Annotated in this window: 12 protein-coding genes; all 12 read left to right on the forward strand. The window is 72.0% G+C overall.

Going from position 1 to position 18,677, the window contains the following annotated elements; all coding sequences use genetic code 11:
• Positions 1–34: 34 nt before the first annotated feature.
• The 12 genes from AB1634_03865 (at position 35) to AB1634_03920 (ending at position 18,674) form a co-directional block, all read left to right on the forward strand.
• Positions 35–5,431 carry an SDR family NAD(P)-dependent oxidoreductase gene (locus tag AB1634_03865; protein MEW6218656.1) on the forward strand — a complete coding sequence of 1,799 codons (5,397 nt, stop codon included), beginning with the start codon at positions 35–37 and terminating at the stop codon, positions 5,429–5,431.
• On the forward strand, positions 5,428–8,862 hold the full coding sequence (locus AB1634_03870; protein ID MEW6218657.1) for a beta-ketoacyl synthase N-terminal-like domain-containing protein: 3,435 nt from the start codon (positions 5,428–5,430) through the stop codon (positions 8,860–8,862). The genes AB1634_03865 and AB1634_03870 overlap by 4 nt, the downstream gene beginning before the upstream one ends.
• On the forward strand, positions 8,859–10,613 hold the full coding sequence (locus AB1634_03875; GenBank protein ID MEW6218658.1) for a polyketide synthase dehydratase domain-containing protein: 1,755 nt from the start codon (positions 8,859–8,861) through the stop codon (positions 10,611–10,613). Before AB1634_03870 ends, AB1634_03875 begins: the two co-directional genes overlap by 4 nt.
• A gap of 158 nt (positions 10,614–10,771) precedes the next feature.
• Positions 10,772–12,373: an alkaline phosphatase family protein gene (locus AB1634_03880; protein ID MEW6218659.1), complete on the forward strand. Its 1,602-nt coding sequence runs from the start codon at positions 10,772–10,774 to the stop codon at positions 12,371–12,373.
• A gap of 18 nt (positions 12,374–12,391) precedes the next feature.
• On the forward strand, positions 12,392–13,552 hold the full coding sequence (locus AB1634_03885; protein MEW6218660.1) for an alpha/beta hydrolase: 1,161 nt from the start codon (positions 12,392–12,394) through the stop codon (positions 13,550–13,552).
• Entirely contained in the window at positions 13,549–14,331 is a 783-nt protein-coding gene (locus AB1634_03890; protein MEW6218661.1) for an SDR family NAD(P)-dependent oxidoreductase, read from the forward strand. The genes AB1634_03885 and AB1634_03890 overlap by 4 nt, the downstream gene beginning before the upstream one ends.
• On the forward strand, positions 14,328–15,107 hold the full coding sequence (locus tag AB1634_03895; GenBank protein MEW6218662.1) for an SDR family NAD(P)-dependent oxidoreductase: 780 nt from the start codon (positions 14,328–14,330) through the stop codon (positions 15,105–15,107). The genes AB1634_03890 and AB1634_03895 overlap by 4 nt, the downstream gene beginning before the upstream one ends.
• Entirely contained in the window at positions 15,100–15,906 is an 807-nt protein-coding gene (locus tag AB1634_03900) for a methyltransferase domain-containing protein (protein MEW6218663.1), read from the forward strand. The genes AB1634_03895 and AB1634_03900 overlap by 8 nt, the downstream gene beginning before the upstream one ends.
• Positions 15,903–16,712 carry a methyltransferase domain-containing protein gene (locus tag AB1634_03905; protein ID MEW6218664.1) on the forward strand — a complete coding sequence of 270 codons (810 nt, stop codon included), beginning with the start codon at positions 15,903–15,905 and terminating at the stop codon, positions 16,710–16,712. The genes AB1634_03900 and AB1634_03905 overlap by 4 nt, the downstream gene beginning before the upstream one ends.
• Positions 16,709–17,542: a class I SAM-dependent methyltransferase gene (locus AB1634_03910; GenBank protein MEW6218665.1), complete on the forward strand. Its 834-nt coding sequence runs from the start codon at positions 16,709–16,711 to the stop codon at positions 17,540–17,542. The genes AB1634_03905 and AB1634_03910 overlap by 4 nt, the downstream gene beginning before the upstream one ends.
• Positions 17,539–18,330: a class I SAM-dependent methyltransferase gene (locus AB1634_03915; GenBank protein MEW6218666.1), complete on the forward strand. Its 792-nt coding sequence runs from the start codon at positions 17,539–17,541 to the stop codon at positions 18,328–18,330. Before AB1634_03910 ends, AB1634_03915 begins: the two co-directional genes overlap by 4 nt.
• A complete protein-coding gene (locus AB1634_03920) occupies positions 18,327–18,674 on the forward strand; it encodes a four helix bundle suffix domain-containing protein (protein ID MEW6218667.1) in 348 nt (115 codons plus the stop codon). The genes AB1634_03915 and AB1634_03920 overlap by 4 nt, the downstream gene beginning before the upstream one ends.
• The last annotated feature ends 3 nt before the right edge of the window (positions 18,675–18,677 follow it).

An 18,677-nucleotide genomic window follows, 5' to 3' on the forward strand; every position in this document is an offset into this window, starting at 1 on the left:
GCGCACGGCGTGGGCGTTTGCGGCCTAGTGGGCGGTGCCCTTCGGCGGGGCGCGCACCGCCGTGGTGGTGGGGGTGAGCGGCGCTGGCGACCTGGCCCAGCTCTACGGCTTCCGCACCATGCTGCCGCTCTTCTTTGGCGAGGCGGCGGACCGCATCGCCGCCCACTTCGGTGACACCCTCCCGGAGTGGACCGAGGATTCCTTCCCCGGCATCCTCATGAATGTCGCCGCCGGCCGCATCGCCAACCGCTTCGATCTCGGCGGCATGAACGCCCTGGTGGATGCCGCCTGCGCCTCTTCTTTGGCTGCCCTCTACCTGGGGGTGAAGGAGCTTGCCAGCGGCGCCAGCGACATGGTGGTGGTGGGCGGGGCCGACTCCATGCAGAGCCCCTTCACCTACATGTGCTTTGCCCAGACCCATGCCCTCTCCCCCCGGGGCCGCACCACCCCCTTCGATGCCGGCGCGGACGGCATCGTCATCGGCGAGGCGGTGGCCTTCTGCGTGCTCAAGAGGCTGGCCGACGCCGAGCGGGACGGGGATCGCATCTACGCGGTGGTCAAGGGCATGGGCGCCTCCAGCGACGGCCGGGACCGCAGCCTGACCGCGCCCGGCGTCGCCGGCCAGGAGCGGGCCCTGGCCCGGGCCTATCGCCAGGCCGGGGTGTCGCCCGCCGCGGTGGGGCTGGTGGAGGCCCATGCCACCAGCACGGTGGAAGGGGATCGGGTGGAGGTGGAGTCCCTGACCCGGTTCTTCACCGCCGCCGGTGCAGCGCCGGCCAGCTGCGCCCTGGGCTCGGTCAAGTCCATGATCGGCCACACCAAGTCGGCAGCCGGGCTGTCCAGCCTCATCAAGGCCGCCCTCGCCGTCTTCCACGGCGTCCTGCCACCCACCCTGGGGGTGGAGACCCCCAACCAGGGCCTGGCCAGCCCCACCTCGCCTTTCTTCCTGCCCCAGGAGGCGCGGCCCTGGCTGCCCCGGCGGCCAGGCCCCCCCCGGCTGGCCGGGGTTTCTGCCTTCGGCTTCGGCGGCACCAACTTCCACACGGTGCTGGCCGAGCACCAGGGCCGCTTCCAGGAGGCCGAGGTGCCGGCCCCCTGGCAGCGCTGGCCCACGGAGCTTTTCGTCTGGCGGGCCGCCTCCCGGCAGGCCCTGGCCGCCGAGGTCGCCGCCGCGGCCGCCCGGCTGGCCGGGGTCGCCGGCGTGGACCTCTTCGCCCTGGCCTGGCAGACCCGGACCCGGGAGGTGCGGCTGCGGCCGCGGCTGCCGGCCGGCTCCCCGGTCCTGGCCGTGGTGGCGGAGGACGTGGCGGATCTTGCCGCCAAGCTGGCGGTGGCCGGAAGCTTTCTGGCCGGCGCCGAGGAAAGCCTGCGGGATCCCCGGGGCATCTATTGCACCAGGCAGCCCCTGGCCGCCGGGGGCAGCATCGCCTTCCTGTTTCCGGGCCAGGGCTCCCAGTACCCCGGCATGCTGGCCGACCTGGCGGTGCAGCTTTCGCCGGTCCGGGAGCGCTTTGCGGCCAGCGATGCCCTTCTCCTGGAGCGGCTGGGCGCTCGCCTGAGCGACTTCATCTTCCCGCCCCCGGCCTACAGCGAGGAGGGGCGCCGGGCCCAGGCGAAGCTGCTCGCCCGCACCGACATCGCCCAGCCGGCCATGGGCACCGCTGACCTGGCCTTGTGCGACCTCCTGGCCGGCCTCGGCATCACGCCCGCCATGACCGCCGGCCACAGCTACGGCGAGTATGTGGCCCTGGCCGCGGCCGGCGCCATCGACCCCGGCGACCTCATCCTCCTCTCCGAGGCCCGGGGCCGCTTCATCCGCCAGGGTGCAGGCGAGGAGCCGGGCACCATGGCGGCAGTGGAGGCGGAGGCGACCCGGGTGGCGGCGCTTCTCGATGGCCTGGCCCAGGTCTGGGTGGCGAATCGCAACTCCCCCCGGCAGACCGTGATCTCAGGGGCCCGGGAGGCGGTGGCGCTGGCCGCCGCCCGTCTGGAGGCGGCGGGCATCAAGGCCCGGCCCATCCCGGTGGCGGCCGCCTTCCATTCCCCGGTCATGGCGCCGGCCGGGACCAGGCTGGCGGATTATCTGGCCACCGTGCCCCTGGCGGCGCCCCGGGTGCCGGTGTACTCCAACACCACCGGCTGTCCCTATCCCGAGGAGCCGGCGGCGATCCGCACCCTGCTCGGGCGGCATCTTCTGGAGGGCATCGACTTCATCGGCGAGATCCTGGCCATGCACGAGGCCGGGGCCCGGATCTTCATCGAGGTCGGACCGGGCCGGGTGCTCACCGGCCTGGCCGAGCAGATCCTGGCCGGCCGGCCGCACCTGGCCGTGGCCAGCTGCCTGCGGGACCGGTCCGGACTGACCGGACTGCAGCATCTGGCCGCCGAGCTCCTCGCCCAGGGGGTGCCGGTGGACTGGGCCGGCCTCGATCAGGGACGGCTGCCCCCGGAGCGGCCGCCGGAGCCGGCCGCTGTTGCCAGCGAGCGCCCGGCCTGCCATGGCCTCTGGCTGGTGAGCGGCGCCGGGGTGCGGCCGGCTCCCGCCTCCCCATGGGGCTCGGCACCGGTGCGGGCCATCACCCCCTATCCGGTGGGATCGGCGGCCACGGCTGCGCCCGCCGGCGGGCCGCCGGCGGGCGCAGCGGGGCTGCTCGTGCGGCACCATGAGCTGATGGCGGCCCTGGCCCAGGGCCAAGAGGAGCTGATGCTCCGCTACCTCGGCCCGCCGGCCGGGGCCCGCCAGGATGCGGCGCCGCGGCTGGTCCGGCATCATCGGCTCATGGAGCATTTGGCCGGCGGCCAAGGGGCCCTGATGCGCCGTTTTCTTCAGGGGCAGGACCCGGCGGTGCCCGAGGAGGAGGCCGCCACCGAGCCGGCAGCCGTGCCGGCGGTGCCCCGCTGTGTGCCCAAAATCCTGCCGGCACCGGCGGTCTGGCCCAAGGCCCCTTTGCCGGCCGGCCGGGTGGTGCTGATCACCGACGACGGCCGGGGGGTGGCGGCCGGCCTGGCGGCGACTCTGGCCGAGCAGGGCCTGCCCCCCGTTCTTCTTCAGGTCAGCGATCAGGGGCTGGCCCGGGCCGACCGGGAAGGGGCGGCTGCCGCGGCTCTCACCCCGGAAGCCGTGGCCGCCCTGATCGCCGGCATCGCGGCGGAGCTGGGGCTGGTGGGGGCGGTGGTGCATCTGGCACCCCTGGCGGCGGCCGAGCCCTTGCCGGCCCTGGATCTGGCGGCCTGGCGCCGGCTGGTCGGCCGGGAGACCGTATCCCTGTTCCTGCTGCTCCAGGCCTGCCAGGAGGGGCTGAGCGCTCCCGGCGCCCTTGGCCGTCCCACGGTGCTGGCCGCCACCGGGCTGGGCGGCGCCTTTGGTCTGGACGGCAGCCTGGCGTCCGAAGCGGCGCGGCCCAGTCATGGCGGGGTGGCGGGTCTGGTCAAGACCGTGGCCCTGGAGTGGCCGCAGGCTCGGGTCAAGGTGGTGGATCTCGATCCCGCCGGCAGCGTCCCCGAGCTGACGGCAGTGCTGCGCACCGAGCTGGCGGCCGATGACGGCCTGGTGGAGGTGGGCTGGCGGGCCGGGGTGCGCTGCACGGTGGGGCTGGTCGAGACCCCGGACCTGGCCGGCCGGCCGGCGGCCTGGGAGCCGGATGCCTCGTCGGTGCTGCTCGTCACCGGCGGCGGCCGGGGAATCGCCGCCCGAGCGGCCCGGGAGCTGGCGGCCCGCTTCCGGCCCACCCTGGTGCTGGTGGGCCGCACCCCGTTGGCCGCTGGTCCCGAGGAGACGGCTTGCGCCGGCCTGGCTGAGCCGGCGGCGCTGCGCCAGGCCCTGACCGCCCGCTTGGCGGCCCAGGGGCAGGCCGTGACCCCGGCCCAGGTGGAGCGGGCGGCCCGGGAGGTGCTGGCCCGCCGGGAGATCCGGGCCAACCTCGCCAGGCTGCAGGAGCTGGGCAGCCAGGCTGTCTACCGGGAGGCGGATGTCCGTAACGAGGCCGCCCTCGGCCAGCTCTTGGCCGGCATCTACCGGGATTTCGGCCGCCTGGACGGTGTCATCCATGCGGCCGGCGTCATCGAGGATGCCGTGCTGGCCAACAAATCCCTGGCGTCCTTTGAGCGGGTCTTTGGCACCAAGGTGGAGAGCGCCTTTCTCCTGGCCCGGCTGCTGCGCCTGCCGGACCTCAAGCTGCTGGCCTTCTTCTCCTCGGTGGCGGGCCGCTTCGGCAATGCCGGCCAGGCGGACTACACCGCGGCCAACGATCTTGTCAACAAGCTGGCCCTGTACCTGGATGCCCGGATGCCGGGCCGGGTGGCCGCTCTCAACTGGGGACCCTGGGCCGGCGGCGGCATGGCCTCCCCGGCGGTGCAGGCAGCCTTTGCCCGCCGCGGCGTCGGCCTCATCGATCCGGCTGCCGGTGCCGCTGCCTGCCGGCAGGAGCTGGTGCAGGGCGCCAAGGGCGAGGTGGAGGTGGTGCTGGGGGCCGGGCCCTGGCAGGACCTGGGCCCACTGGCCGCGGACCTGGGTCGCCTGCCGCTCCTGGCCGATGCCCGCCTCGAGGCTGCCGGCCAGGCCTTCCGCCGCACCCTTTCTCCGGCCCACGACCTCTTTCTCGACCACCACCGCCTGGACGGCCGGCCGGTGCTGCCGGCGGCCTTTGCTGTCGAGCTCATGGCCGAGGCGGCCGCGGCCGGCCGGCCGGACTGGGTGCTTCAAGCCGTGGAGGAGGTGCGGGTCCTGAAGGGCATCGTGCTGGATGGCGAGGAGCGGGAGATCCGGATCGCGGTGGCGCCGGCTGCCGGCGGCAAGGAGGGCGAGATGCTGCGGCTGGCCGCCAGCATCGCCGATGACCCGCCGCCGGCGCCGCCCCTCTACACCGCCACCGTGGTGCTGGGGCGCCGGCCGGCCCCGGCTCCGGCCTGGCCGGCCCTGCCCGCCCCAGGCAGTCTGCCCCCTTTCCCCCTCACCGTGGCCGAGGCGTACCAGGAGCGTCTCTTCCACGGCCCGCTCCTGCAGGGGCTGACCGCTGTCGACGGCGTCTCGGAGACGGCCATGCTGGCCAGGCTTTTCAGCTCGCCCCCCCGGGACTGCCTGGCCACCAGGCCTGCGGCCTCCTGGCTCATCGATCCGGTGGTCATGGACATCGGCCTGCAGATGGCCCTGCTCTGGGCCCGCCAGCACCTGGACTGTACGGTGCTGCCGTCCCGGTTCGCGGCCCTGCGGGTCTATGCCCCGTTTCCGGCGGACAGGGCCATCTCCTGCCATCTGGAGGTGCAAGACGTCCTGGACCGCCAGTCGGTGCGCTACACCATGCGGTTCGCCGACGATTGCGGCCGGCCCCTGGGGCTGATCGACTCCGTGGAGGCCACCGGCAGCCCGGCCCTCAACCGGCTGGCCGGGCACGTCGCGTACACCGGCCTGGGCAGAGGGAGGGTGCAGCCATGAGCAGCCAGCCGTCCGCCGCGTTGCAGCCCCGGCGGGACGTGGCCATCGTCGGCATGGCCGGCCTCTTTCCCCAGGCTCCGGACCTCAAAGCCTTCTGGCACAACATCGTCGCCGGCCGGGACTGCATCACCGATCCGTTGCCGAGCTCGCTGGTGGCCCAGGTCTATGACCCGGACAGCCGGGAGTCCAACCGCATTGCCTGCCGGCGGGGCGGCTATCTGCACGAGCTGCCCCCCTTCGTGCCTGCCCGCTACGGGGTGATGCCCCGGGCGGTGGACGGCGCCGAGCCGGAGCATTTCGTGGCCCTGGTGGTGGCCCACGCGGCCCTGGCCGACGCCGGCCTTCTGGACCGGCCCTTCAACCGGGCCGCCACCGAGGTGATCCTGGGCCGGGGCACCTTTGTCAACCGGGGCTTCATGTCCGCCATGCAGCATGCCCTGGTGGTGGACCAGACCGAGGACCTCTTGCGGGATCTTGATCCGGACCTGGCGCCGGAGACCCTGGCCCGGATCCGGGCCGCCCTCCTGGCCCAGCTGCCGCCCTTTTCACCGGAGACCGCACCAGGCCTGTGCCACAACGTCATGGCCGGCCTCATCGCCAACCGGCTCGACCTCCAGGGCCGGACCCTGGTGGTGGACGCCGCCTGCGCCTCCGCTCTCCTGGCCCTGGAGATCGCTCGGGACGATTTGGCTCTCGGCAAGTGCGAGGTGGCCCTGGTGGGCGGCGTCCAGATCTCCACTCCGGCGCCCATCCACATGCTCTTCACCCAGCTGGGCGCCCTGTCCCGGAGCGAGCACCTCAAGCCCTTCGACCGGCGGGCCGACGGCACCATGCTGGGCGAGGGAGCCGGGATGCTGGTGCTGACCCGCCTGGAGGACGCCCTGGCGCAGGGCCTGCGGGTCTACGCCGTGGTGAAAGGGGTGGGCTCGGCCAGTGACGGCAAGGGGGCCGGCCTCTTGGCCCCCCGATTGGAGGGGGAGGAGCTGGCCTTGCGCCGGGCCTACCAGGACGGCGGCGTCGACCCGGCGACCGTGGGGCTCATCGAGGCCCATGGCACCGGCATCCCTCTGGGGGACCGCACCGAGGTCATGGCCCTGCGCCAAGTCCTGGGACCGCGCCGGGGCGAGCTGCCCTCCGTGGCCCTTGGCACGGTCAAGTCCATGATCGGCCATCTCATCCCGGCGGCCGGGGCCGCCGGCATGATCAAGGCCGCGCTGGCCATCTACCACAAGGTGCTGCCGCCCACCATTGCCTGCGACGAGGAGAATCCGGAGCTGGAGCTGGAGAAAACCGGGCTCTACCTCAACCGCCGGGCCAGGCCCTGGATCCATGGCGCTGCCGCCACCCCCCGCCGGGCCGGGGTGAATGCCTTCGGCTTTGGTGGCATCAACGCCCACGTCATCCTGGAGGAGGGACCGGCGGCGGCGGACGGCGCCTGGCGGCACGGCGACTGGGAGAGCGAGGTCCTGGTGGTGTCGGCCGCCTCCCGGCTGGACCTCGCCCAGCGCTGCCAGGATCTGGCCCAGGCCTGGCACGAGGAGCCGGCGGTGCCGCTGGCCCGCCGCGCCGCCGGTCTGGCCGCCGGCCCCGGGCCGGCCGGCTGCCGTCTCGCCCTGGTGGCCGGCACCGTGGAGGAGGCGGCCAGGAAGCTTGCCCGCAGCGCCCAGAAGCTCCAAGAGGAAGGTCGCACCCAGATCCAGGACAAGAGCGGCATCTTCTACTTCGACCAGCCCCTGGCCCAAGAGGGCGGGCTCGCCTTCCTGTTCCCCGGGGAGGGATCCCAGTACCTGGACATGCTGGCCGATCTGTGCCTGCACTTCCCCGGGGTGCGGGCCTGCTTCGATCTCCTGGACCGGGCCTACGCCGATCATCCCCGGGGGCTTCTTCCCAGCCAGTTCATCTTCCCGCCGCCGGGCAGCGACCGGGCCCAGGCCGAGGAGCTGCTTCTGGCCATGGACGGGGCGGTGGATGCGGTCTCCACCGCCAATCGGGCCCTGGCCGGCCTGTTTGCCGAGCTGGGCATCGCGGCCCAGGCGATGGCCGGCCACAGCTCCGGCGAGCTGGCGGCCCTGGAGGCGGCCGGCGCGGTGCCGCTTGCCGGCGAGGAGGATGTGATCGGCTATATCCGCACCGGCAACGCCATCATCGAGCGGCTGGAAAGGGCGGCCACGGTGGCTGCCGGCCGGCTGCTGGCCGTGGGCGGGGTGGAGCGGGCTGCGGTGGACCAAGTCCTGGCGGCGAGCCCCGGCTTTCTGGTCCGGGCCATGGACAACTGCCCCCACCAGTCGGTGCTGTGCGGCGACGAGGCCGTGCTGGCCGCCGCGGCCCGGACGCTCCGGGACAAAGGAGCGGTCTGCCAGCCGCTGCCCTTCCACCGGCCCTACCACACCGAGCGCTTCCTGCCGGCCCTGGCGCTCCTGGCCGAGCTTTATGACGAGGCCCGCTTCCAGGCCCCCCGGGTGCGCCTCTACTCGGCCATGACCGCCGCCCCCTACCCCGAGGATGCGCAAGGGGTGCGGGATACTGCCCTGGCCCAGTGGGCGCAGCCGGTCCGGTTCCGGGAGACGGTGGAGCGGATGCATGACGACGGCATCCGGCTGTTCGTGGAGATCGGCCCCCGGGCCAACCTGACCAGCTTTGTCCGGGACACCTTGAAGGGCCGGCGGTTCGCAGCCGTGGCCGCCAATGTCCACCACCGGGGCGGCATTGCCCAGCTCGGCCATGCCCTGGCCCTTCTGGCGGCCCACGGCGTGGCCATGGACCTCGCTCCCCTTTTTCGCCGGCGGGTGGAGAAGGAGATCTTGGCGATGCCCGCCGGCGGGCTTGAGATCCGGCGGGAGCTGCCGATCCTGCGGTTGTCTGGCGTCAGCCTGGCCGGGGCGCGGCCAGACCAGGGGAGCCCAACGACAGGGGAGAAGGCTATGCCGCCGACCAGTGACGAGCGTCCGGCCCGGCCCGGGCTGCCGCCCGGGGCCGACCAGGTGATGGACGCCTACCTGGCCTCCGTGGAGGCCATCCTGACGACCCAGTTCCAGGTGATGACCGCCTATCTGGCCGGCGGCCCGCTGCCGGCCGAGGCGGTGGCGCCACCGGTCCCGCTGCCGCCACGGCCGGCGCCGGCACCCACCCCGGACCCGGCGGCAGAGCGACCAGAGCCAAGGCCGGTGCCGGCCGTGCCGGCTGGCATCGAGGCCATGCTTTTCGCCCTGGTCAGCGACAAGACCGGCTATCCCCAGGAGATCCTGGGCCGGGATCAGGCCCTGGAGGCGGATCTGGGCATCGACTCCATCAAGCGGGTGGAGATCCTGGCCGCCCTGGCCCGGCAGCTGGGCGGGCTCGACGAGGAGAAGACCGCCGCCCTGACCCGGCTGCGCACCCTGGGAGAGATCATCGATCTGTTGGCCGATGGGGCCAAAGGGGAGCGGTCGTGAGCCGCCCGGTTGCCGCCAGCCCGGGGGCGTTGCCCCTTTTGGCCGGCGCGACCGTGGCGGCGCAGGGTCACATGATCGTGGTCCAGCGGCGGCTTTCCCTGGCCGCCGACCCCTGGCTTCAAGATCACACCCTGGGCGGAGCTGTCTCCCGGGAGGATCCCGGGCTCTGTGCCCTGCCGGTGCTGCCCCTGGCCATGGCCCTGGAGCTGATGGCCGAGGCGGCGGCGCTCCTGAGCCCTGGCCAGCTGCTGGTGCGGATCGCGGCGGTGCGGGCCATGGGCTGGCTGCCTTGCCCGGACGACGGCGTGCTTCTCACCGTCCAGGCCCGGTGGCAGGGGGAGGAGGTCCAGGCTCTGCTTCTGGCCGGGGACCAGCCGAAGGTCACCGCGACCATGGCCTTCAGCGACCGGCCGCCGGCCCTGGCAGCGGCAGCCGAGGGACCGGCGGCCGCGGGGCCGCTGCTGGTGAGCCGGGAGGCGCTGTATCCGGACGCCCTTTTCCATGGCCCGGCCTTTCGCATCCTGGCGGGGGTGCGGGCCTGGGACCAGGGAGGCATCGAGACAATGCTGGCGCCGCCGCCGGCGTCCCTGGCCATCCCGGCGGCGGCCCGCCTGCTGGCTGCCCCTTTGCAGCTGGATGCGGCCGGCCAGAGCGCCGGCCTCTGGGCGCAACAGTTTCTGGCCGAGGGGTTTGTCATCTTCCCGACCGGGGTGGAGGAGATCGAGCTGGCGGCGCCAGCCGGGGAGGCCCCCCTGGCCGGCAGCTGCCGGGTGTCGATCCACGCCGCCGGGGACCAGGGCCTGTTGGCGGACGGCACGCTCCGGGATGCGGCCGGCCGGCCCTGGTGCCGGATCCGGGGCCTCCGGCACCGCCGGGTGCCCATGCCGGCGGTGCTGCACCGGTTCCGCGGCCGGCGTCAGGTGCTGTTGACCTCTGCCCTGCCCATGCCGCCGCTGGTGGCTGCTGGCCGGGCGCTGCCGGCAGCTCTGGCCGGTGGCGACTGGCAGGACCTGGGCCTGACCGGTGCGGATGGCGCCATGCTGGAGGCGGTGATCGCCCACATCGTGCTCAGCCGGCAGGAGCGGCGCCTCTGGCAGGGGATGGCGGGCGAGCCGGGCCGCCGCGCCTGGCTCCTGGACCGGCTGGCGGTCAAGGAGGCGGTGCGGCGGCTGGTGCGGCAGGAGGCCAGGCTTGACCCCTGGTCGGCGGACCTGGCGGTCGATCTCGGCCCGGACGGCCAGGCAACGGTCCGGAGCCGGCAGCTGGCCGATCTGGGCTGGCAGCCAGCGGTGGCAATCGGCCGGTTGCGCGACCGGACTTTGGCTCTGGCGGTGCGGCTGCCGGGCCCAGGCTGGGGGGTGCGCTTGAGGCCGGCCCCGGGCACACGCGGGCGGTGGCATTGGCGCAACGAGGATGCAATCGGTGGTATGGAGATCGAGATCGAGGAGCCGAATGGCATGAGTGATTCCGGTTTGTCGCAAGGCGAGATCGAAGCGGCCGTGGTGGCCATTGTCCAGGACATGACCCGGGACTGGGACCTGGACTTCACCGGCGAGATCGGTCCCAAGACCAGACTGGTGGGCGATTTGGCCTTCGAATCCATCGACATCGTCCAGTTTATCGTCGCCATGGAGGAGCGGTTCCAGCGCCGGGGCCTGCCCTGGGAGGAGATCCTCATGCAGGACGGCCGCTATGTGGATGAGATCCGGGTGGGCGACGCCGTAGGCCTGCTGGCCAAGCACCTCGCGTAAGCCGGCCTGCCTGGGCTCGGACAACATGGACAGCATGGACTGTATGGACAGCATGGACACCATGGACGATCGGGCCCCCCCGGTCCGTGCCGGTCCATACTGTCCATAGTGTCCATCCAGTCCATCCACCACCTCCCTCCATCAAAAACGGTCTTCCCATGCACCCGACCCTGTTCATCGGCCTGGACGGCGCCACCTTCACCATCCTTGACCCGTTGATGGAAGCGGGCGTCATGCCCTTCCTCCGGGAGACGGTGGCCAAAGGGGTGCGGGCTCGGCTGCTGTCCACCGCCAACCCCCTGACCCCGCCGGCCTGGACCACCATGATGACCGGCCGCCATCCCGGCAGCCACGGCATCATCGATTTCATCTGGGCCGAGCAGCGAGCCACCGAGCACTACTTCACCCTGTACAACTTCCGGGACATCCGGACCGAGACGATCTGGTCCATGGTGTCCCGGCAGGGCGGCCGGATCGCGGCCCTCAACTTTCCCATCATGGCGCCGCCGCCGGCGGTGAACGGCTTCGTGGTGCCGGGCCTGGTCTCCTGGAAGCACCTGCGCCGGAACATCCACCCGCCGGGGCTCTATGAGGAGCTTCAGGCCATGCCTGGCTTCGAGCCCCGGGAGTTTGCCTGGGACTTCGGGCTGGAGAAGAAGGCGGCCCGCGGGGTGCCGGCCGAGGAGATGGAGTCCTGGGTGGAGTTCCACCGGCGGCGGGAGCGGCATTGGCACGCCATCGCCCGGCAGCTTATCGGCCGGGGCGGCCTGGATCTGGCCGCGGTGCTCTTCGACGGCATGGACAAGATGCTCCATATCGGCTGGCGCCTCCTGGACCCCGCCTGCCAGCAGGAAGGGCCCAGCGCGGCCGACCAGCGGCTGCGGGTCATGATCCTGGCCTATTTCCGGGAGCTGGACAGCTTTGTGGCCGAGCTTTACGCCCTGGCCGGGGAGGAGGCGCGGCTGGTTGTGGCCTCGGATCACGGCTTCGGCCCGGCCTTCGAGGTCTTCCGGGTCAATTCCTGGCTGGCGGAGCAGGGCTACCTGGTCTGGAAGGAGACGGAGGAGGCGGACGAGGCCACCCGGCGGGGGGTGGAGCGGCTGGTGAACGAGCACTTTGTGCTTCTCGATTGGGAGAAGACCCTGGCCTATGCCCGCACCACCACTGCCAACGGCATCTACATCGCCCGGGCGAAGGCGCTGGGTCAGCCCGGGGTGCCGGAGCGGGACTACGAGGCCTTCCGCCATCGTCTCAAGGAGCAGCTCCTGGCGCTGGCCAGCCCGGAGACCGGCCTGCCGGTGGTGCAGGCGGTGCTGACCCGGGAGGAGGCCTATCCCGGGGCCCACAACCAGCAGGCCCCGGATCTCACCCTGGTGCTGCGGGACCACAGCTTTGTCTCCATCCTGCGGCGGCAGCCGGTGGTTTGCCGCCGGCCCCAGGTGGAGGGTACCCACCACCCGGAGGGGGTCTTCATCGCCCGGGGACCGGGCTTCTTCGCCGGTCGGCAGGCGGACACCTTCTCCATCGCCAATATCACCCCCGTCCTGCTCCACGCCCTGGGTCTTGCCATCCCGGAGGATCTGGAGGGTGAGGTGCCGGCCGGGGTCTTTGCCGAGGATTTCCTGCAGGCGAGCCCGGTGCGGAGAGGGCCCCCCACCATGGCGCCGGACTCCTACGCGGTGCAGCCCCCGGCCCGCAGCGCTGCCGAGGAGAAGGCGTTCGTGCTGCGCCAGATGCAGGCCCTGGGGTATATCGAATAGGAAGAGGACAGATCCTCCATGGGCATCGTCCAGTGCAAAGGGGTTGGCATCCACTACACGGTCATGGGCCGGGGCCGGAACATCGTCCTGGTCCATGGCCTGGGGGCCAACCACGGCTTCTGGGGGCCGCGCATCCTCCTGCCTCTGGCCCGGCGCTTCCGGGTCATTCTGGTGGATCTCCGGGGGCACGGCCGGAGCGCCATGCCCCAGGTGGGCTACCGGGTGCGGGATTTTGCCGAGGATCTCTTGTGCCTGCTCGATCATCTGCGGGTGCAGCAGGCGGATCTGGTGGGCCACAGCTTTGGCGGGGTCGTGTCCCTCCAGTGCGCCATCATGGCCCCGGAGCGGGTGCGCAGCCTCTTTCTTGCCGACACCCGGGTGCGGAGCCTGGAAGGCCTGCGGGACTTTCGGGACGTCCGGGAGAGTGAGGTCATCGTCCGCCGCCTCAGTGAGGTGGGGCTGGTGATCCCGGAGGATGAGCGGGAGGCCGGCCTCTGGCTGCTGGAGCAGTTCGCCTCGCCGGGACAGGATCGCACCCGCCGGCAGCTGGAGCAAAGCGAGCCCTTCATCCCCTTTGCCACCGGCGGCCACGGCAACCGCTCCGCCCGGCGCTGGCTGGAGCTGTTGCAGAAGACCTCGCTCCGAGACGAGATCGCCCGCTTCGACGAGCCCAAGCCGGAGCGCTTGCGGGGCATCCGCCAGCCGGTCATGGCCATGGGCGGCGAGTCGGCCCTCACCCGGCAGTCCATCGCCGGCCTGGTCGAGCTGATCCCGTCGTTCGAGTCCCTGATCTTGCCCGGCGCCGGCCATTTCTTCCCCCTGACCCATACCGAGGTCTTCCTGGCCAACCTGTTCCGCTTCCTGGGTGCGGTGCGGGAGCTGCGCCGGGAGGAGCGCCTGCTGGTGCGGTGGCCGGTGGAGGTGGCGGCCAACGGCCACGCCCTGGTATCGGCCCGCACCGTGAACGTCTCCAGCCGCGGCCTGCTGCTGGAGGCCTGCCACCCCCTGGAACTGGGCGAGGCCGTGGAGGTGCGGGCACCGCAGCTGTCCCTCCGGGGCCGGGTGGTGCGTCAGGACCGGGAGATGGCCGGCCCGGGCTTCCGCTTCGGCATCGAGCTGGGCGCGCTCCTGGCGCCGGACTGGGACTGGGAGGCGCTCCTCCTGGCGGGGGCGCCATGACCCTCCCCCTGGCCGGTCGGTCCGCCATTGTCACCGGCGGCAGTGCCGGCATCGGCCTTGTCACCGCCCGGGCCCTGGCCCAGGCCGGGGCCGGGGTGGCGATCGTCTCCCGGGACCAGGACCGGGTGGTGCAGGCGGCCGGGGAGCTGCAGGAGGCGGTGCCCGGGGGCGAGATCCTGGGCCTGGCCCTGGATGTGCGGCAGGAGGCGGCGATGGATGCCATGGCCAGCGCCATCCTGGACCGGTTCGGCCGCATCGACATCCTGGTCACCGCTGCCGGGGTCTTGCGGGCCGGAAGCGGCCTGCCCCGGACCCTGGCCCGGATGCCGGAGGCCGACTGGGACGAGGTGATGGCCACCAATCTCAAGGGCGTCTATCTGGCCAACCGGGCGGTGATCCCGGCCATGCTCCACCAGGGTGCCGGCCAGATCGTCAACCTGTCCTCCACCTCGGGCCTGAGGGGGCTCGCCTTTGATGCTGCGTATTGCGCCAGCAAGTTCGGGGTCATCGGCCTTTCCAGCGCCCTGGCGGCGGAGCTGGCACCTGCGGGCATCCGGGTCCAGGCCCTGTTGCCCGGCGCCATTGATACCGGGATGTGGGACCAGAACGGCCCCCTGTTGCCGCCGCCGGATATCCTGCCGCCCGAGCGGGTGGCGGCAGCGATCCTGGAGCTTCTGTTGCTGCCGGAGGACACCGTGCTGGACCAGCCGATCATCGAGCCCCTGAAGCGGCATGGGCCCCTGGTGGGCCCAGGAGGAAGAGGAGGATCGACCCCATGAGTCTCGCCGGCCAGGTTGTCATCGTCACGGGCGGGGCCAGCGGCATCGGCCGGGCCACCTGCTTGGCCCTGGCCGCGGCCGGGGCGAGTGTTGCCGCGGTGGACCTCAATGCCCCGGGCCTCGCCGCCCTCCTGGACGAGATCGCGGCCCGGTATCCGGCCTGCCAGGCCGTGGCCATTGCCGCCGACGTCGCGGACGCCCAGGCGGTGGAGGCCATGGTGGCGCAGGTCCAGGAGCGCTGCGGCCGCATCGATCTCCTGGTCCATGCTGCCGGCATTCTGCGGGCGGGTGGCGGTGGGCCCCGGCTGCTGCACCAGACCGGGGTGGCGGATTTCGACCGGGTGATCGCCGTCAACCTCAAGGGCACCTTTCTCGTCAACCGGGCGGTGGTGGCGGTGATGCTCCGCCAGCGCCGGGGGCAGATCATCAACATCTCCTCCACCTCCGGCCTCAAGGGCCGGGCCTTCGATGCGGTGTACTGCGCCTCCAAGTTCGGCATCATCGGCCTGTCCGAGGCCCTGGCCGAGGAGGTGAAAAGCGCCGGCATCCGGGTGCACGTGCTGCTGCCTGATGCGGTGGACACCCCCATCTGGCAGCAGAACGGCCCCATCCAGCCGCCGGAGGAGACCCTGTCGCCGGAGCGGGTGGCGGGCCTCATCGTCTATCTGGCCGGTCTGCCTGAGGACACGGTCCTCGATCACCTGGTCATCCGCGCCTTCCGGGGCCGGCGCAAGCGCCGCCCAGCGCCGGCCCGGCCGGGAGACGCCCATGGCTGAGGCGGCTGCCGATACCCAGGCTTTGAACCGGCTGTACGACGAGCGCCTCTTCAACAGCCTGGTGGACGAGTACTACGGCGGCAGCCGCTTTCTGAACTTCGGCTACTGGGATGAGGGCGTGGAGACGCCGGCCCAGGCCAGCCAACGGCTCCTGGCCAGGCTTGCCGATCTTGTGCCGGCCAGGAGCGGTCGCATCCTGGACGTGGCCTGCGGCGCCGGCGCCAGCAGCCGCTTCCTTCTGGGCCTGGCGCCCCCCCGCCAGGTGCTGGGCATCAACATCGCGGCCCGCCAGCTGGCGGCCTGCCGCCAGCTGGCGCCGGGCGCTCTGTTCCTGGCCATGGACGCCGCCCGGCTCGGCTTTGCCGGCGAAAGCTTCGACGCCATCCTGTGCGTCGAGGCGGCCTTCCACTTCCGCACCCGGGAGGGGTTCCTGAAAGAGGCCCATCGGGTGCTCCGGGAGGGCGGGGTGCTCGTCCTGTCCGATGCCCTGATCAGTGCGGCCGGCCGGCCGGCGCGGCCCCACTTTCCGCCGGAGAATTTCGTGGAGGATCTGGACCAGTACCGGGAGGTCTTTCGCCGGGCCGGCTTCGGCGAGATTCTTCTGGAAGATGCCACTGCCCGCAGCTGGCAGGCCTCCTACTGGCAGGTGGTGCGCTTCGCCTACGGCAAGCTTCTGGCCGGGCTGGTGAGCGCCGACCAGCTCTATGCCTTTCTCGACCGCATCTATCGCCTGACCGCGGATCTGAGGCACTACGTGCTGGTGCGGGCCGTGAAAGGGGGAGGGCCGCCGCAGCCATGACCACCACCGCCCCCGCCCCTGGCCCGACGGCCGCCGCCATCGCGGCCCATTACGACGCCACCATGTACCAGCCGGTGTTCCTGGACTATTTCGGCGGCAGCCAGTTTGCCAACTTCGGCTACTGGGATCGGGAAGATCTCACCCAGAAGGAGGCCTGCCAGGCGCTCATGGACCGGCTTTTCGACCTTTATGCCGGCCACCCGCCCGCCCGGGCCCTGGATGTGGCCTGCGGCAAGGGCGCCTCCACCCGGGCCCTGGCCGACCGCTTCCCGGCCGCCCAGGTGCACGGGGTGAACATCTCTGTGAAGCAGCTGGCCACCGCCACCACCGTGGCGCCGGGCTGCGGCCTTGCCGCCATGGATGCGGTGGCCCTGGGCTTTGCCGGCGCCAGCTTCGACCTCGTGGTGGCGGTGGAAGCGGCCTTCCATTTCCAGACCCGGGAGCGGTTCTTCCGGGAGGCCTGGCGGGTCCTGGCACCGGGCGGCACCCTGCTTCTCACCGACATCCTCATGAACCGGGAGGCCGAGAGCACCTTGCCCTTCCGCAGTGCGGCCAACTTCCTGCCCGACCCCGCGGCCTACCAGGCGCTCCTGGCCCGCACCGGCTTTGGCCGCATCGACGTCTTGGACCGCACCCGGGAATGCTGGCACGGCTGCTACTGGAACATGGTGCGGCAGGCCCACGCCAGCTTTCTGGCCCGGCGGATCGACCGCCCCAAGCTGGCCGCCTACCTGGAGAAGGCCTACCGGATGGTGGGCCAGGTGGAGTGCTACCTCCTGGCCGCGGCGAGGAAGGAGGGGGCATGAGCACGGCCGGAAGCCCTTCGGTCTTCGCCATCGCCGACGACTGCCAGCCCAACCGGGATGGCTACGACAGCCTCATGTACTGGCCGCCGTTGGAGGAGTATTACGGCGGCAGCGACTTCGTCAACTACGGCTACTGGCTGCCCGGCACCCCGGACGCCCGGGCCGCGGCGGAAAACCTCATGGAGCGGCTCCTGGCCTGGGTGCCGGCCAAAGAGGGTCTCATCCTGGACGTGGCCTGTGGCAAGGGGGCGTCCACCCGGCATCTGCTCCGCCACTACCCGGCGGCCGCCGTAACCGGCATCAACATCTCCGCCAAGCAGCTGGCCACCTGCCAGGCGCGGGTGCCCGGCCCCCGGTTCCTGCTCATGGATGCCGTGGCCCTGGGCTTTGCCGATGAGACCTTCGACACCGTTCTCTGTGTCGAGGCGGCCTTCCATTTCTGCACCCGGGAGCGGTTCTTCCGGGAGGCTTGGCGGGTGCTCAAGCCCGGCGGCCGGCTGGTGGTCTCGGACATCCTGCTCACCCGGGAGGCCGAGGAGCGCCGCCGCTTCCGGCACGTGCAAAACTTCCTGCCCGACCCGGCCGCCTACCAGGCGCTCCTGGCGCAATGCGGCTTTGCCGGCGTGCGGCTGGAGGATGCCACCGGCCCCTCCTTCCACGGCGCCTACTGGCACCTGGTGCAGTTCAGCCACGCGAAGCTCCTGCGGGGCGAGATGACCGTGGCCTCCCTCAAGAATTTCCTGAAACGGGTTCTGGCCTTCGTGCCGGAGATCCGCTACTACCTCCTGGCCTGCGGCACCAGGCCGGCTGGCACCGGAGGGCGGCCATGAGCTTCTTGCCGGTCAACATGACCTACGAGCCCTTTGCCAAGGAGCCCGAGTACATCGCCGCCAACCAGGCCTTTGTGGCCGCGATGCCCCTGGCCGGCTGTCGCCGGCTTCTGGATCTGGCCTGCGGCATCGGCACCATGACCCGGCTTCTCCGGGAGCGCCAGCCGGGGCTGGCGATCATTGGTCTCGATCTGTCCGCCGAGTCCCTGGCCATTGCCCGGGATGGCCTGGCCTGCCTGGTCCGGGGGACCGCCGACCGGCTGCCCTTTCCGGACCGGGTCTTCGACGCGGTGGTCATGGGCAACGCCATCCACATGCTGCCCGACCCGGACCGCCTGCTGGCCGAGGTGCGCCGGGTGCTGGTCCCGGGCGGCTTCTTTGCCTTCAACAGCTCTTTTTATGCCGGCACCATGCCCAAGGGCACCGAGGCCTTCCACCACGAATGGATGCGCCAGGCCCTGGCCTGTCTGGCGGCCCGGCCCGGCCTGACCCGGAAGCGGGGCACCCGGCCGGCTGCCTTCTCTCGGCCGTGGCCCAGCCCCCAGGAGTGGGCGGCCGTCCTGGCCCGGCACGGCCTGGGGGTGGTGTACCGCTTTGAGCGCCCGGTGCTGATGACCCGCCGCAGCTTCGAGACCATCGGCGCCTACGGCGGCTTTGCCCAGGTGATCCTGAGCGGCTATCCGGTGGCCGAGGCCAGCTTTGCCTTGCAGTCCACCGCGGCGCCAGCCCTGGCCGCCGTGGCCATGACCGAGGTGCCCCGGTTGTGGCTGGAGGTGATTGCCTCATGACCGGCGTGGCCCGGGCCAGCCTGGAGGAGCTGCTGGAGGACTACCGGGACTTCCTGCGGCTGCGGGATCTGCCGCTCTGGGCCAAGGACAGTCCCGAGGCGCAGTACGTCCGGCGGCTTGGCATGGCGAAGCCGCTGTCCTTCGAGGCCTTCCGGGAATTCGTGGCGACCCGGCCAGCCGAGGTGGTGGCCAACATGACCATCTGTCTTATCCACCAGACCAACTTTCTCCTGGACCGGCAGCTGGCTGCCCTGGAAGATCGGTTCCTGCAGGACGGCGGGCTCCGGGAGCGGATGACCCGGGCTCGGCTTGCGGCCCGGGAGCAACAAAAGAGAGGGAAGTAGCTC

This window comes from Thermodesulfobacteriota bacterium (assembly GCA_040755095.1).
Lineage (GTDB): Bacteria > Desulfobacterota > Desulfobulbia > Desulfobulbales > JBFMBH01 > JBFMBH01.